The organism is Mycobacterium sp. NGS62, assembly GCF_059812285.1.
In genome coordinates this window covers 1-21,267 of sequence record NZ_JCALCK010000015.1, presented here as the reverse complement: position 1 = coordinate 21,267, position 21,267 = coordinate 1, and the positions used below count along the sequence as shown (strand labels likewise).

Here is a 21,267-nt window from a genome sequence, read left to right as displayed (position 1 = left end):
ACATGACAGCTCTAGTGTCTCATAAGCCTCGGTTCGAACTGGCCACCGCCGAGACCTGGCCGAACCCCTGGCCGATGTACCAGGCGCTGCGCGATCACGATCCGGTGCACCACGTTGTTCCCGACTCCAGACCAGACGACGACTACTACGTACTGTCCCGGCACCCCGATATCTGGGCGGCCGCGCGCGACCACGAGACGTTCTCATCGGCCCAGGGACTCACAGTCAAATACGGCGAACTGGAACTCATTGGGCTGCAGGACAACCCACCAATGGTGATGCAGGATCCCCCGGTGCACACCGAGTTTCGCAAGCTGGTGTCGCGCGGCTTCACTCCGCGCCAGGTCGAAGCGGTGGAGCCCAAGGTGCGCGAATTCGTCGTGCAGCGTATCGAGAGGTTGCGCGCCAACGGCGGCGGCGACATCGTCGCCGAGTTGTTCAAACCGTTGCCATCGATGGTCGTCGCCCATTACCTGGGCGTTCCCGAGGAGGACCGGACCCAGTTCGACGGTTGGAGTCAGGCTATCGTCGCGGCCACCACCTCCGACGGTGGGGTGACCACCGCCGGAGACGCCGTGGGGTCGATGATGGCCTACTTCTCCGGGCTGATCGAGCGACGCCGGACCGAACCCGAGGATGACACGGTTTCGCATCTCGTCGCCGCCGGCGTCGGGGCCGACGGCGACATCGCCGGCACCCTGTCGGTGCTCGCGTTCACCTTCACGATGGTCACCGGCGGTAACGACACCACCACCGGAATGCTCGGTGGCTCAACCCAATTGCTGCATCAGCGCCCCGACCAGCGACAGCTGCTCGTCGACAACCCCGAGCTGATCTCGGATGCGGTGGATGAGCTGCTGCGGCTGACCTCCCCGGTGCAGGGCTTGGCCCGCACCACAACCCGCGACGTGACGATCGGCGACACCACGGTGCCGGCCGGGCGTAGGGTCCTGTTGCTCTACGGATCGGGCAACCGCGACGAGCGCCAGTACGGGCCGGATGCCGGTGAGCTCGATGTGCGCCGGTGTCCACGCAACATCTTGACGTTCAGTCACGGCGCCCACCACTGCCTGGGCGCCGCGGCGGCCCGTATGCAGTCGAGGGTGGCATTGACCGAATTGCTGGCCCGCTGTCCGGATTTCGAGGTCGACGAGTCCGGCATCGTGTGGTCTCCAGGGAGTTATGTGCGGCGCCCGCTGTCGGTGCCGTTCCGGGTCAGGTCGTGATGGCGGGCAACGACTGGCTGGCGGCCCGCCGCGGCGAAGTGGCTGCCGACAAGATCCTCGACGCCGCTGAGGAGCTTTTCACCCGCCAAGATCCCGCATCGGTCGGCATGAACGAAATCGCCGGGGCTGCAGGGTGTTCCCGAGCGACGTTGTACCGCTACTTCGAGAACCGCGAGGCGCTGCGGTCGGCGTACGTACACCGCGAGACCTATCGGCTCCACCACGCGATCAAATCGCACATCAGCGGCGTCGACGACCCACGCGAACGACTGGTCGCCGGCATCACCACCACGTTGCGCCTGGTTCGCCAGAGTCCTGCGCTCGCCGCCTGGTTCGCGGCTACCCAGCCGCCACTCGGTGGCGAGATGGCCGAGCGGTCCGACGTGATCACCGGCCTGGCTGCTGCGTTCGTCACCTCGTTGGGCGCCGACGCTTCAGCGGCAACCGAACGCCGGGCGCGCTGGCTGGTTCGGGTGATCACGTCGCTGCTGATCTTTCCGGGCCGCGACGACGTTGACGAGCAGGCGATGATCGAGGAGTTCGTGGTCCCGATCGTGACGCCGGCGGCTCATTCCATCGAGCGTCCGACCATCCAATAAGCCCGCGATGCAATCGATTTGCGCGGGATACCGAAGTCTTCACGGAGCACCTTGGCGACCGACCGGGTGGTGCGAGAGTCGCAGGCGACCCATCCGAAGTGCTCGCTTGCCTCGAAGGCCGCCGACCGCACCGTTTGCACCAGCGCCTCACCCGCATTCTTGCGGTCCACCCAGTTGACGTCGGCACCACGCGCCACCGGTAGGTCCTTGTCCTCGTCGTGTCCCGCCTCGAGGAACACCTGCGCCGGGGCGTCGCCGATCGCTTCGAGCAGTGAGTTGATCGCCGGCAATGACGCGGTGTCTCCGACGATGACGTACCCGGCCGGCGCCGGCTCCGGAATGGCGAACTTACTGCCCATCACGGTGGCCTCGATGGTGTCACCGGGCTGCGCATTCCGCGCCCACTGCGACGCTATCCCGCCGTGCAGTGCGAACTCGATATCCACCGTATCGGCGGTTGGGTCGGGGTCGACCAGCGTATAACCGCGCTGGTGGGCTTTGCCGCGGTCGGCGAACCACATCCGAATCCACATCGTCGGATGTAGGGAATGGTCGGCGAGCAGGCCGCCGGCGTCGAAGCTCAGGCGCAGGTAATGCGGGCTGATCTCGCGCTTACCGGTCACGGTCAACCGATAATCACCGGCGCCCATCAACTTCAGCACCGCACCCGCGAAACCACGGGACCCCTTCTGATCGGCCATTCGCCTTTGCGTCCCTTCCCTCGTGACTTAGGCGAGCCTATCCTATTATGGACCGGTCAGCGGCGCACCCGGGTAAGCCGATGCAACAGCCACGCCAGCGGAATGGTGATCACCAGCGTCGCCACAAACAGGTTCACCGCCGACCCGGTGTAGATCCGATAGCGCACGATCTCAACCATCGCGATCTCCATCGTCACCAGATGGATCAGGAAAATCTCGTAGGAGATCTCGCCGAGCCACACCATCGGGCGGCTCGCCAATAGCGAGCTGTACCAACCGCGGTCACCCAACGCCAGCGGCGCGACCGCCAAGGTGGCGATGGCCGCATAAAACCCGGACTTGACCAGCGCCTCGACCAACCCCTGCGGTGACGTGGTCGGTGCGCCGGCGATCGGCGTGGAGACGATGAAGTAGCTGATCACCGCCAGCGGTATCGCGGCGACGGCGTAGCAGCGCGCGCCCATCGCCTGCAGCACCGCCAGCATCATGCCGCCGATGAACCAGGCCAGGTAGCCGGGCAGCCACACTCGGGCCCCGTTGGGCACCGAGGTGGCGACATGCACGAAGGCCAACCACGCCGGGGTGATCAACGCCAGTACCGCGAGCGCGACCAGCAATCGCACCGGCTGCCATCGCCGTTTGCACAACACCACCAACAGCAGGTAGGCCAGCAGCGGAAGGACGGCATAGAAGGCGACTTCCACTGCCAGGCTCCACATTTGGGTGAGTCCTTGATGCAGATACGACATCAGATAGTTGCCCGTGTAGATCTGCGTCAGGGTGAGGTTGCGAAACAGCCCAAACCAGGTGTGCCCGGGGTTCGGACCGGCGGTCCGGAACTGATAGACCAGGTAGGCGGCCAGCACCGCGACGATGTAGGCGGGCATGATGCGCCGAACGCGATGCCACGCATAACGACTGACCGACGGTGCGGGCGCGCCGGTGGCGACCGACTGCACCCAGGGACGAAACAGCAGGAAGCCCGACAGCACGAAGAAGATCGGCACACCGATCTCCATTCGTGATCCGACCAAACCGAAATAGCCCTGGACGTACTTTCCGGTGGTGTAGGCGGCGTGGGTGCCGACCACCAGCAGTGCGGCGACCGCGCGGATGCCGGTGAGGGACGCGACCCGGTCCGGCCCGGAAGTCTGTTCCAGCCCGCCCTGGGCGGTGGTGGGTTCTGAGACGGTCATCCGGTCTTTTTCCGGCGTGTTTTGCCGGCGCTGGGTCCACTATGGCGGTGATCGGGCCGCAGATTGATGAGTACTCCCGAAATACGGGTGCGTTCAAGGGCTTTGAGTGCTGCACGAGGTAACTTCGCGGGAAGCTCCACTAGCGAGAAGTCCGGCCCGATAGTGATGTGGCCGAAATCGCTGCGGTGCAAACCGCCCTCGTTGGCGATAGCGCCGACGATGGCGCCAGGACCGACCTTGTGCCGCTTGCCCACTGCGATGCGGTAGGTGGCGAATCCCTCCTTCGGCCCTTGGCCCCGTTTGGATTTGACCGGCCGGTCGCGATGTTCTTTAGCGCGCCGCTCGGGCGGTGGTTCGGGAGCCATCAGGAACGCGTCGCCGTCGCGTGACTGCAGCGCCAGCGCCGCTGCGATGTCGGCCATCGGGACGTCGTGTTCGCGTTCGTAATCCTCGACCAGACTGCGGAACAACTCGATTCCCGGCGAGCCAAGCGTGTCGGTGATCGAGTCGGCGAACTTCGCCACCCGCTGCGCGTTGACGTCCTCGACGGTGGGTAGGTCGGCTTCGGCGAGCTTTTGCCTGGTCGCCTTCTCGATGGCCTTGAGCAGGTGGCGCTCTCGCGGGGAGACGAACAGCAATGCGGCGCCCGACCGCCCGGCCCTGCCGGTACGCCCGATCCGGTGCACGTACGACTCGGTGTCATGCGGGATGTCGTAGTTGAGCACATGCGAGATGCGCTCCACGTCCAGTCCACGGGCGGCCACATCGGTGGCGACCAGAATGTCCAGGCCGCCGTCCCGCAGCGCGGCGATGGTCCGCTCGCGCTGGGCCTGCGGAATGTCGCCGTTGATGGCGGCGGCGGAAAACCCTCGGGCACGGAGCTTTTCGGCGACTTCTTCGGTGGCCTGCTTGGTACGGACGAAGACGATCATCGCCTCGAACGGCTCCACCTCGAGGACTCGGGTCAGCGCGTTCATCTTACGCGGACCGGCGACCTGGATGTAACGCTGCGAAATATTCTCTGCCGTCGCGGTTTTCGTTTCGACGGTCACCTCGAGCGGCTCATGCAGGTATTTGGCCGTCAGTTTGCGGATCGCCGGCGGCATCGTCGCCGAGAATAAGGCGACCTGCTTGTATTCCGGGGTATCCGACAAGATGCGCTCGACGTCTTCGGCAAACCCCATGGTGAGCATCTCGTCGGCCTCGTCGAGCACCAGGTAGTCGACCCGGGACAGATCCAGCGTTCCCCGTTCGAGGTGGTCGATGACTCGGCCGGGAGTGCCGACGACGACCTGTGCGCCGCGTTTGAGCCCGGCCAACTGCACGGCATAGGACGACCCGCCGTAAATCGGCAACACATTGATCCTCGGCAGATGCGCGCCGTAGCGGCTGAAGGCCTCCGCCACTTGCAGCGCGAGTTCGCGGGTCGGGGCCAGCACCAGCGCCTGGGTCGCTTTGCTGCTGGTGTCGATCTTGGACAGGATCGGGATCGCGAAGGCGGCCGTCTTGCCGGTGCCGGTCTGTGCCAGGCCCACGACGTCGGACCCCGCCAGCAGCGCCGGGATCGTCGCTGCCTGGATCGCTGAGGGCGACTCGTAGCCGACGTCGACGACGGCCTGCAGCACCGAGGGGTGAATCTGCAGGTCGGCAAACGTCGTAGTCGCGGTATCTGGGGAGGTCATCGGACCTGCAGTCTAGTGGTCGCGACGCGACGAGATCGTTCTCAGCCGCGCCTGCCACGCCCGCATGTCTCGTGGCGGTACGGTGCAGCGTTGTGTGCAGGCATGCCGGAGGCGTCGTGGTCGTGCTGTTGGCCGCGGCCCTGGCCGGTTGCAGTCCGGGCGACTCGACGGTGTCCAAGACGCCACAGGCGTCGACGCCCCCTGCAAGTGCGCCCGCCGGCAAGCCCGGCGCCCCGGTCCAAACTGCCCCGACCAGCACCTCCGCCGGACCGGCCGACCCGTGCGCGATCGATCTCGCCGATCCCGCGATCGCTCGGGCGGTCTCGGAGTTGCCCCGCGACCCGCGCAGCCAGCAGCCCTGGAACCCCGAGCCGCTGGCGGGCAACTACAACGAGTGCGCTCAACTGTCCGCGGTGATCGTCAAGGCCAATACCAACGCCACCAATCCCAATACCAGAGCGGTGATGTTTCATCTCGGCAAATACATCCCGCAGGGGGTGCCCGATACGTTCGGGTTCAACGGCTTGGACACGGCGCAAAGCACCGGCGACACCGTGGCGCTGACATACTCCAGCGGCATCAACGGCTTGGCCAGCGTGGTGAAGTTCCGCTGGAACGGCAATGGGGTGGAGCTGATCGGCAACACCCCCGGCTGACACCCGTTTGCCGCGAGTGTGCGTGTCCCCGGCCGACACGCCGTTGAATTTCCCGGGTTTGCGCACCCTCGGAGCGAGTTGACCGCCCGATTCTGTCGGTGGCCTCACCTACAGTTGCTGCTGTGTTCGTTACCGGCGGGGATGTCATCTACAGCGCGTCGGACCTTGCAGCGGCCTCCCAATGCGAATACGCGCTGCTGCGCAACTTCGACGCGAAGCTCGGCCGCGGCCCCAAGCTGGCCGTCGAGGACGACATGCTGGCGCGCACCGCCCGCCTCGGCGACGCGCACGAACGACGCCGGCTCGAGCGGTTTCGGAGCCAATTCGGCGCCGGGGTCGCCATCATCGGCCGTCCGGCATACACCGCCGCCGGGTTGACCGCCGCGGCCGAGGCCACCCAACGTGCCATCGTCGGCGGCGCGCCGGTGGTGTATCAGGCGGCGATGTTCGACGGGCGTTTCGTCGGGTTCGCCGACTTCCTGGTGCGTGACGGCGACCGCTACCGCGTCGCCGACACCAAGCTGGCCCGCTCGGCCAAAGTCACCGCGCTGCTGCAACTGGCCGCCTATGCCGATACGCTGGCCCGCTCGGGTGTTCCGGTGGCGCCAGAAGCCGAGTTGATCCTCGGCGATGACACTGTGCTGCGCTACCGCGTCGACGAGCTGATCCCCGTCTACCACGCCCAGCGCGCGTCGGTGCAGCAGCTACTCGACGAGCACTACGCCGCCGACGGGCCGGTCCGCTGGGACGACGAGCGGGTGCGGGCATGTTTCCGCTGCCCGGAATGCACCGAGCAAGTCCGCGCCGCCGATGACTTGTTGTTGGTCGCCGGCCTGCGCGTCAGCCAGCGGGCCAAGCTGCTCGACGCCGGCATCGGCACACTGGCCGAGCTCGCCGACCACAGCGGACCTGTGCCGGACTTGGCGACGCGGACGCTCGACAACCTGACCGCGCAAGCTAAACTTCAAGTGCGGCAACGTGATACCGGTATTCCGCAGTACGAGATCGCTGATGCTAAGCCGTTGGCGCTGCTGCCCGAGCCCGACGACGGCGACCTGTTCTTCGACTTCGAGGGCGATCCGCTCTGGACGGCAAGCGGCGGCGAATGGGGACTGGAATATCTGTTCGGCGTACTGGAAGCCAGCGGCGCATTCTGCCCGCTGTGGGCGCACGACCGGGCCGACGAGCGAAAGGCGTTGGCGGATTTCCTCGCAATGGTGGCCGACCGCCGCAAGCGTCACCCCAACATGCATATCTACCATTACGCGTCGTACGAGAAGACCGCACTGCTGCGCCTGGCCGGACGGTATGGTGTCGGCGAGGACGACGTCGACGACTTGCTGCGCAGCGGCACCCTGGTCGACTTGTACCCCCTGGTGCGCAAGAGTATTCGAGTCGGCGCCGAGTCTTTCGGCCTCAAGGCGCTGGAGCCGCTGTTCATGGGACGAGAGCTGCGCTCTGGCGAAGTCACCACGGCCACCGATTCGATCACCCAATACGCCCGATTCTGCGACCTGCGGGCTGAAGGCCGCGCCGACGACGCGGCAACCGTGCTGAAGGAAATCGAGGACTACAACCACTACGACTGCCGTGCGACTCGCGGGCTGCGCGACTGGCTGCTGAGGCGGGCGTCCGAATCGGGCGTCACACCGGTTGGCGCCCAACCGGTGTCGGACGGGGAAGACATAGAACATCACGACCCGCTGGCGACGGCGCTGGCCGAGTTCACCGGCGATGCCGCTGCCGCCGACCGCAGTCCAGAGCAGACCGCGGTCGCCCTGATGGCCGCAGCCCGCGGCTACCACCGTCGCGAGGACAAACCCTTCTGGTGGGCACACTTCGACCGCTTGAACTACCCCGTCGACGAATGGGCAGACGATTCAGACGTTTTCATCGTCGACGCCGGTTCGGTGGCAGTCGACTGGCATACGCCGCCACGCGCGCACAAGCCGCAGCGGCGAGTACGACTAACCGGCGCACTGGCGCGCGGGGAACTCAAATCGTCGGTGTTCGCACTATACGAGGCGCCGGCGCCGGCCGGCATGGTCGAAGATCCGGACCGCCGAGCCGCCGGCAAGGCGACGGTGATCGAGGCCGATGACCCCACAATCCCCACCGAAGTGGTGATCCTCGAGCGAACGCACAAGAACGGCAATACGTTTCACCAACTTCCGTTCGCACTTACCCCGGGGCAGCCCATCCCGACAAACAACCTGCGGGACTCGATCGAATCGGCGGCCGCCGGCCTCGCCGCCGTGTTACCCAAACTTCCCCGCTCCGCCGTCTTCGACATCCTGTTGCGCCGTGCGCCGCGAACCCGCAGTGGCGCCGCGCTGCCGCGCAGCACTGACGCGGCGGCAGACATCACCACAGCGGTGCTGGACCTGGACGCGTCGTACATCGCGGTGCATGGACCGCCCGGAACCGGCAAGACGTATACCGCCGCCCGGGTCGTCACCGGACTCGTCGCCGAACACGGTTGGCGCATCGGAGTTGTCGCACAGTCACACGCCGTGGTGGAGAACTTGCTGGACTGCGCGGTCTCAGCGGGAATCGACCCGCAGCGGGTGGCCAAGAAACGACACGGCAATAAAGAGCCGCAATGGCAGCACATCGACGAGAACCAGTATCCCGGATTCATCGACAACACCGCTGGCTGCCTGATCGGTGGCACGGCATGGGACTTCGCCAACCGCAATCGTGTACCGCCGGCCAGCTTGGACTTGCTGGTGATCGACGAGGCCGGCCAATTCTGTTTGGCGAACACCATTGCGGTGGCGTCGGCAGCTAAAAACCTGCTGCTGCTGGGTGATCCACAACAGCTGCCTCAGGTCAGCCAGGGCACCCATCCCGAACCGGTCGACACCTCCGCGTTGGGCTGGCTGGTCGACGGCAAGCGCACGTTGTCGGCCGAACGCGGATACTTCCTCGATCGCTCATACCGAATGCATCCCGCGGTCTGCGGGCCGGTCTCGAGGCTGTCCTACGAAGGCCGCCTGGAGTCGTATGCCGAGCGCACCGCCGCACGTCACCTTGACGGGTATGCGCCCGGCATTCATGTGGTGGCGGTCCGCCACGAGAACAATTCGATCGAGAGCCCGCAGGAAGCCGAGGCTATCGTCGCCGAGATCGCGCGCCTGCTCGGCTCGTCGTGGACCGATGACGACGGCACGCGTCGGCTGCGAGCCGCCGATGTGCTGGTGCTGGCGCCCTACAACGCTCAAGTGGTGCTGCTGCGACAGTATTTGAGCGCCGCGCGTCTCGGCGACGTCCAGGTCGGAACCGTCGACAAGTTTCAAGGCGCCGAAGCACCGGTGGTCTTCGTCTCGATGACGGCGTCGTCCATCGAGGATATCCCGCGCGGAGTTCCATTCCTGCTCAACCGAAACCGGTTGAACGTAGCAGTCAGCCGTGCGCAATACGCGGCGGTGATCGTGCGGTCTGAAACACTCACCGACTACCTGCCGACTACTCCGGGCGGCCTGGTGGATCTGGGTGCGTTCCTGGCGCTGACATCGACCGGCGCGCTGACTTTTTCAGGTCCTAGTAGCTAGTCGTCGCGGAACGAGTGCCTTCCATATCCCGGCGGCCTTTCGGGATCGGCCTGGTCGGGATCGGCCCGGTAATGCTTGTTGCGCGGGGGTTCATCGTCACCGAATCGGTGGCGGGCGACGTCGCGGTGGTGATTCGCGCGCGGCGAGAGCTGCGCGATCGACCGCAGGCGCCGCTCCTCGTCGACGTGGAAGCCGTTGTGGGCGAAGCCAATAGGACCGGCAGTGTCGGCGGGTGAGTATCGGCGATCTCCGGCGGGGGCTCTGAGCGGCTCCGTATCGCTGTCGTCGGCATCCGGCTGTCGGGGCGGTCGGCGCGGCGCACGGGGAGCGCGAGGTACCAGGTACTCCACGTAATCGTCGAAATCGTCTGAGACGTTCGGCATCGCACGCAGCCGGCCGGTTCGGGTAGCCAAACGATCGCCGGAAACGTCGTCGGCGGCATCGCTACGCCGGGAACTACGTTGGCTGCCAAGGGCCGAAGCGCCGAAGCCGAGCATGAACATCGCAGCGGCCACCCCGAACAGCGCGATGAAGGCGGGTAACAGCATCGACTGGGACATCGCGGCCGCGAACGGATCGCGCAGGAACTCGGGCAACTGCAGGGCCCCGCCGTCCGCAGCTTCTGGGTGCAGACCGCCCGGCATCGGCGGCAACTCCGCAGTGATCCGTGAGGTCATGAATGCGGCGATGCTGGCGCTACCGAGCACCGCGCCGACCTGACGGGTCGCGTTGTAGACACCCGAACCGGCACCCGCCAGGCTGGGCGGCAGGTTCCGTGTTGCGGTGGCGCCCAGCGGTTGCCACACGAACGCCATCCCGAACCCCATTGCGATGAACACCAGCACCAGCTGCCAAATCGGGGTGGATGGTGTCATCTCGATCGAGAGCCAGGTCAGCGCGATCGCCAATACCGAGAAGCCGAAGCCGACAACCGACCGCGGATGGGCCCGGTCGACGATCCTGCCGACGATCGGGGCGAGCAGGCCACTGGTGATCGCCATCGGCGCGGTCAGCAGCGCCGAGCGGGTGGGAGACAATCCGCATACCGCCTGCGCATAGAACATCAACGGCAACACCATCGCGGTGGAGGCGAATCCGATGACCGCTACGCCGAGGTTGGACAGGCTGAAGTCGCGATCGCGGAAGATGTCCAGCGGGATCAGCGGTTCGCGGGTGTTCACCGACTGCCAGTACACGAACGCCACCATGAACCCGATACCGGCCACGATCACCGCCCAAATCCAGGGCGCCCACCCCGCGGACTGTCCCTCCTGCAGGGCGAAGACGATGAGGAACATGCCCACCGCGGACAGCGCGACACCGGCCAGATCGAATCGGTGAGTGTGAATGGGCAACTGCGGAATCAACCAAACTCCGAGTCCCAGCCCGATGATGCCCACCGGGACATTGACGAAAAAGATCCACTCCCAGCCCAGCGCGTCGACCAGCAGGCCGCCGGCCAGCGGTCCGACCAGAGTGGCGACGCCGGCGGTGGCGCCCCACACGCTCATGGCCATCCCGCGACGCTCGGCGGGGAAGATTCGGGTGATCGTCGACAGAGTCTGCGGGGTCAATACGGCGGCACCGATTCCCTGGACCACCCGGGCGCCAATCAGCATGCCGATGCTTCCCGACAGGCCACACAACATCGAGGCAGCGGTGAACAAGGCCAGACCGGCCAAGTAGAGGTTCTTCGGGCCGAAGCGGTCACCGAGTCGGCCCGCCACCAGCAGCGGCACCGCGTAGGCCAGTAGGTAGGCGCTGGTCACCCAGATCACCGTGTCGTATCCGGTTTCCAGCCTGGTCATGATGCTGGGATTGGCGACCGCGACGATCGTCGAGTCCAGCAGGATCATGAAGAAGCCCACCATCATCGCCCAGAGCGCGTTCCAGGGGTTCGGCGTGTTCGCGCGCGTGCGCGGCACCGTCGCAGCGCCGCGGTACGGGCCGCCGGCAGATCGCCCCCGGACCCTCGCCCCGCCCGGCGCCGTCATATTCCCACCTCGTCTCGGCTTTCCATGCTCGTGTCAGCTCGGACCGACTGCGGCCACGGCAGCCGACCGGAACGCAGCGACTCGGCAAGCCCTCGTAGCCAGACAACTTCGGCTTCCACTGTCGCCAGCAGGTAGTCGAACGCCAGTTGATAGGCGCTGGCCGGTGCGACACCACCGTCGCGGAGCGCCATGATTTCGGCGGCCTTGGCCTCCATCGCCCCGACGCGGTCGTCGACGGCGTTCGCCGCGGCTTCCGGATCGAGCGTATCGATCTCGGCAAGCGCGGCGGCGAACTGCGGGAACTCCTCGACCGGAGTGGCCACCATGTGGCGCACCCGCTCGTTGAGCATCTCCACGCCGGCGTCGGTGATCTCATAGATGGCGCGCTCGGGCCGGTTGCCCTCGCGCCCGGCGGTGGCGCAGCGAATCAACTTCTCCTCGGTCAGCCGGTCGACAACGTGGTACAGCGATCCCGGCCGGATTTTCACGATGCGGTCCGCCTGCCGCTGGATCAAGGTCTGGAACATCTCGTAGCCGTGCATCGGGCGCTCCTGCAGCAGCGCCAACACCGCGACGCCCAACGAGGTCGGTTGGTAGGCCATTGCGTGCTTCCTGTTCGCCCGAAGTAGTCGGCCCGGATTATTCCGGGTGGAGTAATCGACCTTGATGCCTCCCCCGGCTTTGGCTGGAGCGGCGCTAACCTGAGGTGACGCCATCTCGTCCGGCAGCGATGCGGACCGTGCAATGGTCCGAGGGAAGGCCGGGCACTGGATTCGGAGGCACTATGAGCGCCCGACGGACCGGGTCAGCGGGGATTCCCCAGACCGCCGGCAACAACAAGCCAAAAGCATCGGTGCGCGCTTTGGCGCACGTCATCGAACGCACCGCGCGGGCACAGGAGCCGGTGGCCAGGGCTTACGTGGAACGGCTGCGCCGCACAAACCCCGGGGCCAACCCGGCCGCCATCGCCTCGAAGCTCGAGAAGCGTTACCTGGCCGCAGTCACGGCCAGCGGTGCGGCGGTCGGGTCGGCAGCAGCCTTGCCGGGCATCGGCACCCTGGCGGCGCTGTCTGCGGCCGCCGGAGAAACCGCGGTTTTCCTCGAGGCCACCGCGTTCTTCGCGTTGGCGACGGCCGCGGTACATGGCATCCCCACCGAAAACCGGGAACGGCGCCGCGCCCTAGTGCTCGCTGTGCTGGTCGGCGACGACAGCAAGCACGCCATCGCTGAGCTGATCGGCCCGGGCCGCACCAGCGGAGCCTGGCTATCCGACGGCGTGGCGTCACTGCCGATGCCGGCGGTGTCGCAGCTGAATTCGCGACTGCTCAAGTACGCCGTCAAGCGCTACACACTTCGCCGCGGCGCTCTGCTGTTCGGCAAACTGCTGCCGGCCGGTATCGGTGCCCTCATCGGCGCGATCGGCAATCGGATGGTCGGCAAGAAGATCGTCCGTAATACCCGTAAGGCGTTCGGCGGGCCTCCCGCCCGGTGGCCGGTGACGCTGCATCTGCTGCCGACCGTTCGCGACGCAGCCGGCTAGCCGGCGAGTCTGCGTCTGGAGTGCCGAGACTGCGGTGACGGTGCCCCAGAGACGCTCGGGCGTGCGCTGGCCGCAGTCTCAGCGTCGTCACCGCAGTCTCGGCACCACCAACCCGATCGTCGACAAAGGGTTAGCCTTTATGGGGCGGAAATTACAGGACCGCCGTAAGTGAGAGGCGAGCAGCTGCCGTGAGCAGTACAAGTTCACCATTCGGGCAGAACGAATGGCTGGTCGAGGAGATGTACCGCAAGTTCCGGGACGACCCCTCCTCGGTCGATCCGAGCTGGCATGAGTTTTTGGTCGACTACAACCCCGAGCCCACGATTGACACCCCGACCACGAGTGACGGGCAACCGGCCACCTCAGCTCCAGCCGCTCCAGAGCCTGCGCCTGCACCGCGCCCCAAACCGTCCGCACCACCCACCACCACCGCAGCGCCGGGCAATGGCGCCGCCAGCGCACCGGTCGCGCCGGCCAAGCCGGCCGGCCCGACACCGGGCGAGGGTGATGAAGTCCAGGTGCTGCGGGGCGCCGCCGCCGCAGTCGTCAAGAACATGTCCATGTCGCTGGAGGTGCCGACGGCCACCAGCGTGCGCGCAATCCCGGCCAAGCTGCTGATCGACAACCGAACCGTCATCAACAACCAACTCAAACGCAATCGGGGCGGCAAGATCTCGTTCACCCACCTGCTGGGGTATGCGGTGGTGCAGGCGATCAAAGAGTTCCCCAACCTCAATCGGCACTTCGCCGAGGTCGACGGCAAACCCAGTGCAGTGACACCGGCGCACACCAATCTCGGGCTGGCGATCGATTTGCAGGGCAAGGACGGTAAGCGTTCGTTGGTGGTGGCCGGTATCAAGCGCTGCGAGAGTATGCGATTTGCGCAGTTCGTCACCGCATACGAAGACATCGTGCGGCGCGCGCGCGACGGCAAGTTAACCGCGGAAGATTTTGCCGGCGTGACGATTTCGTTGACCAATCCGGGCACCATCGGCACCGTGCATTCGGTGCCGCGACTGATGGCCGGGCAGGGCGCGATCATCGGTGTCGGCGCAATGGAATACCCGGCCGAGTTTCAAGGCGCCAGCGCCGAACGCATCGCCGAACTCGGGATAGGCAAGCTGATCACGCTGACGTCGACCTACGACCACCGCATCATTCAGGGCGCGGAATCCGGCGACTTCCTGCGCACCATCCACGAAATGCTGCTCTCGGACGGCTTCTGGGACGAGATCTTCCGGGAACTGTCCATCCCGTATGAGCCGGTGCGCTGGCGCCCGGACAATCCGGATTCGATCGTCGACAAGACCGCCCGGGTCATCGAATTGATCGCCGCCTACCGCAACCGCGGACACCTGATGGCCGACACCGATCCGCTGCGGCTGGACAACACCCGGTTCCGCAGTCACCCCGACCTGGACGTGCTGACGCATGGGCTGACACTGTGGGATCTCGACCGGGTGTTCAAGGTCAACGGTTTTGCCGGCGCGGAGTACAAGAAGCTGCGCGACGTGCTGTCGGTGCTGCGCGATGCCTACTGCCGGCACGTCGGTGTGGAGTACACCCACATCCTCGAGCCCGAACAACAGCAGTGGCTGCAGGACCGGGTCGAGGTCAAGCACGACAAGCCGACGGTGGCCCAACAGAAATACATCCTGTCCAAACTCAACGCCGCGGAGGCGTTCGAGACCTTCCTGCAGACGAAATACGTTGGACAGAAGCGGTTCTCGTTGGAGGGTGCCGAGACCGTCATCCCGATGATGGACACCGTCATCGACCAGTGCGCCGAGTACGGACTCGACGAGGTCGTCATCGGCATGCCGCACCGCGGGCGGCTCAACGTGCTCGCCAACATCGTCGGCAAGCCGTACTCGCAGATCTTCACCGAGTTCGAGGGCAACCTGAACCCGTCGCAGGCGCACGGCTCCGGCGACGTCAAGTACCACCTCGGCGCCAGCGGCGTCTACATCCAGATGTTCGGCGACAACGACATTCAGGTGTCGCTGACCGCCAACCCGTCGCACCTCGAAGCCGTCGACCCGGTGCTGGAGGGGCTGGTGCGGGCCAAGCAGGACCTGCTCGACAAGGGCACCAGCGAGAGCGGGTTCTCGGTGGTGCCGATGATGCTGCACGGTGACGCCGCCTTCGCCGGGCAAGGCGTGGTGGCCGAGACGCTGAACCTGGCGCTGCTGCCCGGTTACCGGGTCGGGGGCACCATCCACATCATCGTCAACAACCAGATCGGCTTCACCACCTCGCCGGAGCACTCCAAGTCCAGCGAGTACTGCACCGACGTCGCGAAAATGATTGGGGCGCCGATCTTCCACGTCAACGGCGACGACCCCGAAGCCTGCGAATGGGTGGCACGGCTGGCAGTGGACTTCCGGCAGAAGTTCCACAAGGACGTTGTCATCGACATGCTGTGCTACCGCCGCCGTGGTCACAACGAGGGTGACGACCCGTCGATGACCAACCCGTCGATGTACGACGTGATCGACGCCAAGCGCGGTTCCCGCAAGAGCTACACCGAGGCGCTGATCGGCCGCGGCGACATCTCGATGAAGGAAGCCGAGGACGCCCTGCGCGACTACCAGGGCCAGTTGGAGCGGGTATTCAACGAGGTTCGCGAGCTGGAGAAGCACGGAGCACTACCCAGCGAATCGGTGGAGTCCCACCAGATGATTCCAGCGGGATTGTCCACCGCGGTGGACAAGTCGCTGCTGGCCCGGATCGGCGACGCGCACCTAGCCGTTCCCGAGGGGTTCACCGTGCACCCGCGCGTCAAGCCGGTGCTGGAGAAGCGGCGGGAGATGGCCTACGAGGGGAAGGTCGACTGGGCGTTCGGCGAGCTGCTGGCGCTGGGATCGCTGGTGGCCGAGGGGAAGCTGGTGCGACTGTCGGGCCAGGACACCCGCCGCGGCACGTTCTCCCAACGGCATTCGGTGATCATCGACCGGATGACCGGCGCGGAGTTCACCCCGCTGCAGCTGCTGGCCACTAATCTCGACGGCAGTCCGACCGGCGGCAGGTTTCTGGTCTACGACTCGCCGCTGTCCGAATTCGCCGCCGTCGGTTTCGAATACGGCTACACGGTAGGTAACCCGGATGCAGTCGTGATGTGGGAGGCGCAGTTCGGCGACTTCCTCAACGGCGCTCAGTCGATCATCGACGAGTTCATCAGCTCCGGCGAAGCCAAGTGGGGCCAGTTGTCCAACGTGGTGCTGCTGCTGCCGCACGGCCATGAGGGCCAGGGTCCCGACCACACGTCCGGCCGCATCGAACGCTTCCTACAACTGTGGGCGGAGGGGTCGATGACCATCGCGATGCCGTCGACCCCGGCGAACTACTTCCACCTGTTGCGCCGGCACGCGCTGGACGGAATTCAGCGGCCGCTGATCGTTTTCACTCCGAAATCGATGCTGCGCAACAAGGCCGCGGTCAGCGACCTCAAGGACTTCACCGAGATCAAGTTCCGTTCGGTGCTCGAGGAGCCGACGTACGAGGACGGCGACGGTGATCGGAGCAAGGTCAGGCGCATCCTGCTGACCAGCGGGAAGATCTACTACGAATTGGTAGCCCGCAAGGCCAAGGACGAGCGCGACGACGTCGCGATTGTGCGGATCGAACAGCTGGCGCCGCTGCCTAAACGACGGCTCAACGAAACCCTGGACCGCTATTCCGACGTCAAGGAATTTTTCTGGGTGCAAGAGGAGCCGGCTAACCAGGGTGCCTGGCCGCGATTCGGTTTGGAGTTGCCCGAGTTGCTGCCGGACAAGTTGACCGGGATCAAACGGATTTCGCGCCGGGCGATGTCGGCGCCGTCGTCGGGCTCGTCGAAGGTGCACGCCGTCGAGCAGCAGGAAATCATCGACCTGGCCTTCAGCTGAGCTTTATTGCGCCGAGCGTGCGTGTCCCCGCACGACACGCCGAGCCAATCGCGTATTTTGCGCACGCTCGCGGCGGGCATTGCTCACAGGTCGAGGACGAGGTCGTCACGGGGCGCCGCGCAGCAGATGAGTACCGTCCCCTGCGGCGGCTCTTCCAACGGCGGTTGCAGGTAGGCCGGTGTGCCCGCGACGATTCCGGTGACGCAGGTGTGGCAGACGCCGCTTCGACAGGCGAATCGTGTTGGCACGTCGCAAGTCTCAGCGAGCTCCAGAATGGAGCCGTAGTCCGCTGACCAATTGACCGTGAGCCCGCTGCGCGCGAAGGTGATTGCCGGGCCCGCCCCCGGGGCGCCCGGGGGCAGATGCGGGCGGGTGGTCTTCGGCGCGGAGACGACGCCGGGGTTGATGGCAGGCAATGCGCCGAACAGTTCGGTGTGGATCTGCCCGGACCTGAATCCGCAGGCAGCCAGCCCGTCGCGCATGGCATCCATGAATGCCTCTGGGCCACAGAGGTAGACAGCCGCGTCGGTGGGTAGCTCCAATGCGGCAATCGATTGCCGGTCCAGATGACCGAGGGTGATGCCGTCGTCGGCTTGCATGGCGGCTGTGTAGAAAACGAATTGCTGAGCATCGGGTAGCGAGGTGATCAGACCAGTGACTTCTGCTGCGAAAGCGTGGCTCTCGGTGTTGCGTGTCGTGTGCAGCCACCTGATGCAGCGGTTGCTGTTGGCCGCGGCCAGAGCGTGCAGCATGGCCAGCACGGGAGTGGCACCGATGCCGGCTGAGATCAAGACGACGGGAGCGCTGCCGTCGGTGAGGCAGAAGTCGCCGCGCGGGGCGGCCGCTTCGACAATCGAACCGACTTTGACATGGGCATGCAGCCAACGACTTACCAGGCCGCGGTCTTCGCGTTTGACGCTGATGCGGTAGTCGCTTGCTGCAGGGTCGCCCGAGAGTGAGTAACTGCGCATCGGCGGTGGATCACCCGCGTCGGGGATCCGCACCGTGAGGTACTGCCCGGGAAGCGGCCTCGGCAGCCCGGCGTCGTCGTCGGATTCAAACCGAATCGACAACACCGAGGCGGTCTCGTGGTCGATTGCGCTGACTCGCAACGGCCTGAATCCCGTCCATCCACGTTCGACGCCGATCGACGGCGCCGCCGGCACACCCGAACTCTGCGTGAGCATGTCATGGAACGACTGTTGCCAGCCCGGGCTGAGTGCCGCCACGTCCACGGCTTTGCGGAGTTGGGCCATGTCGCGGTCGGGTAGATACAACAGCGCGTCGACGTCGGCGACGCTGAGCTCGTGTGGGCCGCGCCGGGTCAACACGATCGCGTCGCCGGCTTGCACCTGACCTTCGGTGATCACCCGGAAGTAGAAGCCGGGGCGGTGATGTGCCACCAGCAGATTGGGCATGTCGGGTTCGCCGAGGCGCATGCCGACCCGGAAGCAGGTGACGCGTGGCTGGGTAACTTCAAACTCAGCATCGCCGATGCGGTATCGGTCGCCGATACAGACGTCCCGGTCACTGAGCCCACGGATAGTGAAATTTTCGCCGAAGTGGGCCGGGCGAAGGTCGTCGCGGCGCAGGTGGGCCTTCCAATAGTCGTACGACTCAAGTTGATAGACCAACACCGCCCGTTGTTCGCCACCATGTCCGGCAAGATCGCCCTGGCCGTCGCCGTCGATGTTGAGCCGGCGCACCATGATCGGGCCGTCCACGGGCACCTTCCAGATTCCGGTGTGCACCGTCTTGCCCCGCCATTGCACGTCTTTGGGCATGCCGACATTGACCGACACAAGCCGCGCCACCGCCGGCCCCGCGGGGTTCCGTACACGCGAAAACGCATCGTCGACCTTGAGCGCCGCCATCGGACCGCCTCCGAGCCTCGGGACAAAATTGGGATGGCTCGCCCAGAATATGCGGGATCTGGCGAATGCGTCAACAGTTACTGGCGCGGCTATTGCGAAGCGCCAACGATGGTGCATACTGGGATGTGCAACCCAGAACAATGGTTTCGACGAATCGACCGAGGAGGATCGCTCATGCCGAGCGTTCATCATCGCTACGCCGCCATCGGTGGTCACCGGTTGTTCTACCGCGAGGCCGGCGACGCCGACGCCCCGACGCTGGTTCTCTTACACGGATTTCCGACCAGCTCCTACATGTTCCGTCATCTGATACCCGCACTGGCCGACCGCTATCACGTGATCGCGCCCGATCATCTGGGCTTCGGGCTCTCCGACGCGCCGGGCGTCGCGGACTTCGACTACACCTTCGATGCCCTGACCGAGTTGACCGCCGGCTTGCTGCGCACGCTGGGCATCGATCGGTATGCGATGTATGTGCAGGACTATGGCGCTCCGATCGGGTGGCGGCTGGCCCTTGAGAACCCGACCGCGATCACAGCGATCGTCAGTCAAAACGGCAACGGCTACGACGCCGGCTTCGTGGAAAGCTTCTGGAAAACGGTGTGGGACTACCACAGTGCGCAGACTCCCGAAACCGAAGCGGCGGTACGACAGTTTCTCACCCTCGATGCCACCCGATGGCAATACGTCACCGGCGTTCCTGACGAGACACTGGTCGACCCGGAATCGTGGTATCACGACTATGCATTGATCTCCCGGCCGGGCAACGCCGAGGTGCAACTCAAACTGTTCCTCGACTACGCGACCAATTCCCCGCTGTATCCGCGGCTGCATGAGTACTTCCGCTCCAGCAGGGTGCCACTGCTGGCGGTGTGGGGTCGCGGCGACGAGATATTCGGTCCAGCGGGCGCCGACGCCTTCGCCGACGACTTACCCGACGCCGAGATTCATCTTCTCGACGGCGGCCATTTCCTGCTGGAGTCCGCACTGGACGAGGTCACCGAATTGATCCGGGGGTTTCTCGGCAAGCACCTACCCGCAGCTGACGCCGACCGATGATGACAAGTGGGTTGGATATCCCATAGTGCCGGGGCGGAGCGGCTAGCCTGAGCACATGGTTAGCGCCGAGATGCCCGGCGGAGAACGGTTGACCGCAAAAGGCCGCGCCACCCGCGACCGGATCGTGGACGCGGCGGCCGAACTGATCATCCGCACGGGATTCTCGACGCTCACCATGGACAACGTACGCAAGGCTGCGTCGGTCAGCGGCTCTCAGCTGGCCCACTATTTTGCCGACAAGCAGGAGTTGGTGCGTGCGGTCATCGCCCGCCAGATCAACGTGGTGCTCGACTTCCACCGCCAACCGCGGCTGCACGGGCTGACATCGTTGCAGGACTTCGAGCGCTGGATTGACCTGAATATGCGCCACTTACGGCGCATCGGCTACGCCGGGACACCCACTTACCATGCACTCGCAGGCCAGCTCGCGAAGTCCGACGACGCGATACGCGACGAGCTGGCGGCAGGCTACCGGCAATGGGTCGCGTTGCTCGAGCACGCGATCGAGCAGCTGAAGAATCAGGGCGTTCTGGTCGCCGACGCCGACGCGCGCCAACTCGCGCTGGTGATCGTTACTGCCCACCAGGGCGGCGCCACCTTAACCTTCACGTACCGCGAGGACTGGCCGCACGCCGACGCAGTGCGATTCGCGGTGAACTATCTTCGGATGTTCGCGGCCGATCCGGCGGAACGGGCGGCCCGGCCACCGCGCCGGCCCCGCGCGCGACGCGAACGGCACTGAACCGCCATGCCGTCGCGCGTCGCAACCCGGTGCCCGGCTGACGGGCGGTACAGTCGAGAACCCGGCGACCAGTGACAACTTCCGATTGACGCGTGCCAAAGGCGTGCCCATGGTGTCCGACGACTCGCGATTGACCCGCAAGGGACAGGCAACTCGAGCCCGCATTGTCGACGCCGCCGCCAAGCTCATGTTCGAAGGCGGTATCGCGGGCACCAGTATCGATCAGGTCCGCAGCGCCGCCGACGTCAGCGGCTCCCAGGTCGCGCATTACTTCAAGGACAAGCGTGATCTGACTCGCCAGGTCGTTGCGGCCCGCCGCAATGATGTCGTGGCGTTTCATACCGCTCCCCCGCTGGCTCCGCTGGACAGCCTTGCAGCGCTGCAGGCCTGGGCTGACACCTGCGTGGCCGACGCCGACACCGTGTACCGGCGGGGCGGATGTGTTTATGGTTCGCTCGCCGGTGAGCTGATCGAAGCCGACGAGGATGTCCACCACGACATCGCCACCGGCTACGAGCAATGGATCGCGCTGTTTTGCGCCGGGCTCACGGCGATGC

General features: G+C 65.6%; 15 protein-coding genes. 9 read left to right on the top strand and 6 right to left on the bottom strand.

Annotated features, from left to right (window positions below; all coding sequences use genetic code 11):
- Nucleotides 1-2: 2 nt before the first annotated feature.
- The gene (locus AC5Y49_RS22425; protein WP_499891385.1) at nucleotides 3-1,226 is read left to right on the top strand and encodes a cytochrome P450; all 1,224 of its coding nucleotides are present in this window, start codon (nucleotides 3-5) and stop codon (nucleotides 1,224-1,226) included.
- Nucleotides 1,226-1,825 carry a TetR/AcrR family transcriptional regulator gene (locus AC5Y49_RS22420; RefSeq protein ID WP_499891381.1) on the top strand — a complete coding sequence of 200 codons (600 nt, stop codon included), beginning with the start codon at nucleotides 1,226-1,228 and terminating at the stop codon, nucleotides 1,823-1,825. Before AC5Y49_RS22425 ends, AC5Y49_RS22420 begins: the two co-directional genes overlap by 1 nt.
- Here AC5Y49_RS22420 and AC5Y49_RS22415 read toward each other — a convergent pair.
- From AC5Y49_RS22415 to AC5Y49_RS22405, 3 genes are read right to left on the bottom strand one after another with little or no spacing between them, the layout of a single operon-like run.
- Nucleotides 1,795-2,526 carry a siderophore-interacting protein gene (locus AC5Y49_RS22415; protein WP_499891379.1) on the bottom strand — a complete coding sequence of 244 codons (732 nt, stop codon included), beginning with the start codon at nucleotides 2,524-2,526 and terminating at the stop codon, nucleotides 1,795-1,797. The genes AC5Y49_RS22420 and AC5Y49_RS22415 overlap by 31 nt on opposite strands.
- Nucleotides 2,527-2,582: 56 nt before the next feature.
- A complete protein-coding gene (locus tag AC5Y49_RS22410; RefSeq protein WP_499891378.1) occupies nucleotides 2,583-3,722 on the bottom strand; it encodes an acyltransferase family protein in 1,140 nt (379 codons plus the stop codon).
- The gene (locus AC5Y49_RS22405) at nucleotides 3,719-5,404 is read right to left on the bottom strand and encodes a DEAD/DEAH box helicase (protein ID WP_499891376.1); all 1,686 of its coding nucleotides are present in this window, start codon (nucleotides 5,402-5,404) and stop codon (nucleotides 3,719-3,721) included. The genes AC5Y49_RS22410 and AC5Y49_RS22405 overlap by 4 nt, the downstream gene beginning before the upstream one ends.
- A 92-nt stretch (nucleotides 5,405-5,496) precedes the next feature.
- Here AC5Y49_RS22405 and AC5Y49_RS22400 point away from each other — a divergent pair, with 92 nt between their 5' ends.
- Nucleotides 5,497-6,060: an LppP/LprE family lipoprotein gene (locus AC5Y49_RS22400; protein WP_499891374.1), complete on the top strand. Its 564-nt coding sequence runs from the start codon at nucleotides 5,497-5,499 to the stop codon at nucleotides 6,058-6,060.
- 122 nt (nucleotides 6,061-6,182) lie between these two features.
- The gene (locus tag AC5Y49_RS22395) at nucleotides 6,183-9,614 is read left to right on the top strand and encodes a TM0106 family RecB-like putative nuclease (protein ID WP_499891373.1); all 3,432 of its coding nucleotides are present in this window, start codon (nucleotides 6,183-6,185) and stop codon (nucleotides 9,612-9,614) included.
- Here the strand turns inward: AC5Y49_RS22395 and AC5Y49_RS22390 are convergent.
- Complete coding sequence (locus AC5Y49_RS22390; protein ID WP_499891371.1) at nucleotides 9,611-11,608, bottom strand: MFS transporter; 1,998 nt, start codon at nucleotides 11,606-11,608, stop codon at nucleotides 9,611-9,613. The genes AC5Y49_RS22395 and AC5Y49_RS22390 overlap by 4 nt on opposite strands.
- Nucleotides 11,605-12,210 (bottom strand): PadR family transcriptional regulator, encoded by a 606-nt coding sequence (locus AC5Y49_RS22385; protein ID WP_499891370.1) that lies wholly within the window; start codon nucleotides 12,208-12,210, stop codon nucleotides 11,605-11,607. Before AC5Y49_RS22385 ends, AC5Y49_RS22390 begins: the two co-directional genes overlap by 4 nt.
- A gap of 182 nt (nucleotides 12,211-12,392) precedes the next feature.
- Here AC5Y49_RS22385 and AC5Y49_RS22380 point away from each other — a divergent pair, with 182 nt between their 5' ends.
- Complete coding sequence (locus AC5Y49_RS22380; protein ID WP_499891368.1) at nucleotides 12,393-13,148, top strand: hypothetical protein; 756 nt, start codon at nucleotides 12,393-12,395, stop codon at nucleotides 13,146-13,148.
- Between the two features lie 188 nt (nucleotides 13,149-13,336).
- The gene (locus AC5Y49_RS22375; RefSeq protein ID WP_499891367.1) at nucleotides 13,337-17,035 is read left to right on the top strand and encodes a multifunctional oxoglutarate decarboxylase/oxoglutarate dehydrogenase thiamine pyrophosphate-binding subunit/dihydrolipoyllysine-residue succinyltransferase subunit; all 3,699 of its coding nucleotides are present in this window, start codon (nucleotides 13,337-13,339) and stop codon (nucleotides 17,033-17,035) included.
- Nucleotides 17,036-17,118: 83 nt separating this feature from the next.
- Here the strand turns inward: AC5Y49_RS22375 and AC5Y49_RS22370 are convergent, their stop codons facing one another.
- Nucleotides 17,119-18,849 carry an MOSC domain-containing protein gene (locus AC5Y49_RS22370; protein WP_499891481.1) on the bottom strand — a complete coding sequence of 577 codons (1,731 nt, stop codon included), beginning with the start codon at nucleotides 18,847-18,849 and terminating at the stop codon, nucleotides 17,119-17,121.
- Nucleotides 18,850-19,083: 234 nt separating this feature from the next.
- On the opposite strand from AC5Y49_RS22370, the gene AC5Y49_RS22365 reads away from it, so the two are divergent.
- From AC5Y49_RS22365 to AC5Y49_RS22355, 3 genes are all read left to right on the top strand, one after another.
- The gene (locus tag AC5Y49_RS22365) at nucleotides 19,084-19,968 is read left to right on the top strand and encodes an alpha/beta fold hydrolase (protein ID WP_499891365.1); all 885 of its coding nucleotides are present in this window, start codon (nucleotides 19,084-19,086) and stop codon (nucleotides 19,966-19,968) included.
- A 55-nt stretch (nucleotides 19,969-20,023) separates the two neighbouring features.
- Complete coding sequence (locus AC5Y49_RS22360) at nucleotides 20,024-20,710, top strand: TetR/AcrR family transcriptional regulator (protein WP_499891363.1); 687 nt, start codon at nucleotides 20,024-20,026, stop codon at nucleotides 20,708-20,710.
- Between the two features lie 109 nt (nucleotides 20,711-20,819).
- Nucleotides 20,820-21,267: TetR/AcrR family transcriptional regulator (locus AC5Y49_RS22355; RefSeq protein ID WP_499891361.1), on the top strand; the 448-nt coding region annotated here is incomplete at its 3' end.

Bases quoted from the DNA above. Each gene is read 5' to 3' on its own strand.
- AC5Y49_RS22415 (WP_499891379.1), bottom strand. From the start codon at position 2,526: ATGGCCGATCAGAAGGGGTCCCGTGGTTTCGCGGGTGCGGTGCTGAAG.
- AC5Y49_RS22380 (WP_499891368.1), top strand. From the start codon at position 12,393: ATGAGCGCCCGACGGACCGGGTCAGCGGGGATTCCCCAGACCGCCGGC.
- AC5Y49_RS22420 (WP_499891381.1), top strand. From the start codon at position 1,226: ATGGCGGGCAACGACTGGCTGGCGGCCCGCCGCGGCGAAGTGGCTGCC.
- AC5Y49_RS22385 (WP_499891370.1), bottom strand. From the start codon at position 12,210: ATGGCCTACCAACCGACCTCGTTGGGCGTCGCGGTGTTGGCGCTGCTG.
- AC5Y49_RS22390 (WP_499891371.1), bottom strand. From the start codon at position 11,608: ATGACGGCGCCGGGCGGGGCGAGGGTCCGGGGGCGATCTGCCGGCGGC.
- AC5Y49_RS22410 (WP_499891378.1), bottom strand. From the start codon at position 3,722: ATGACCGTCTCAGAACCCACCACCGCCCAGGGCGGGCTGGAACAGACT.
- AC5Y49_RS22425 (WP_499891385.1), top strand. From the start codon at position 3: ATGACAGCTCTAGTGTCTCATAAGCCTCGGTTCGAACTGGCCACCGCC.
- AC5Y49_RS22365 (WP_499891365.1), top strand. From the start codon at position 19,084: ATGCCGAGCGTTCATCATCGCTACGCCGCCATCGGTGGTCACCGGTTG.
- AC5Y49_RS22360 (WP_499891363.1), top strand. From the start codon at position 20,024: ATGGTTAGCGCCGAGATGCCCGGCGGAGAACGGTTGACCGCAAAAGGC.
- AC5Y49_RS22405 (WP_499891376.1), bottom strand. From the start codon at position 5,404: ATGACCTCCCCAGATACCGCGACTACGACGTTTGCCGACCTGCAGATT.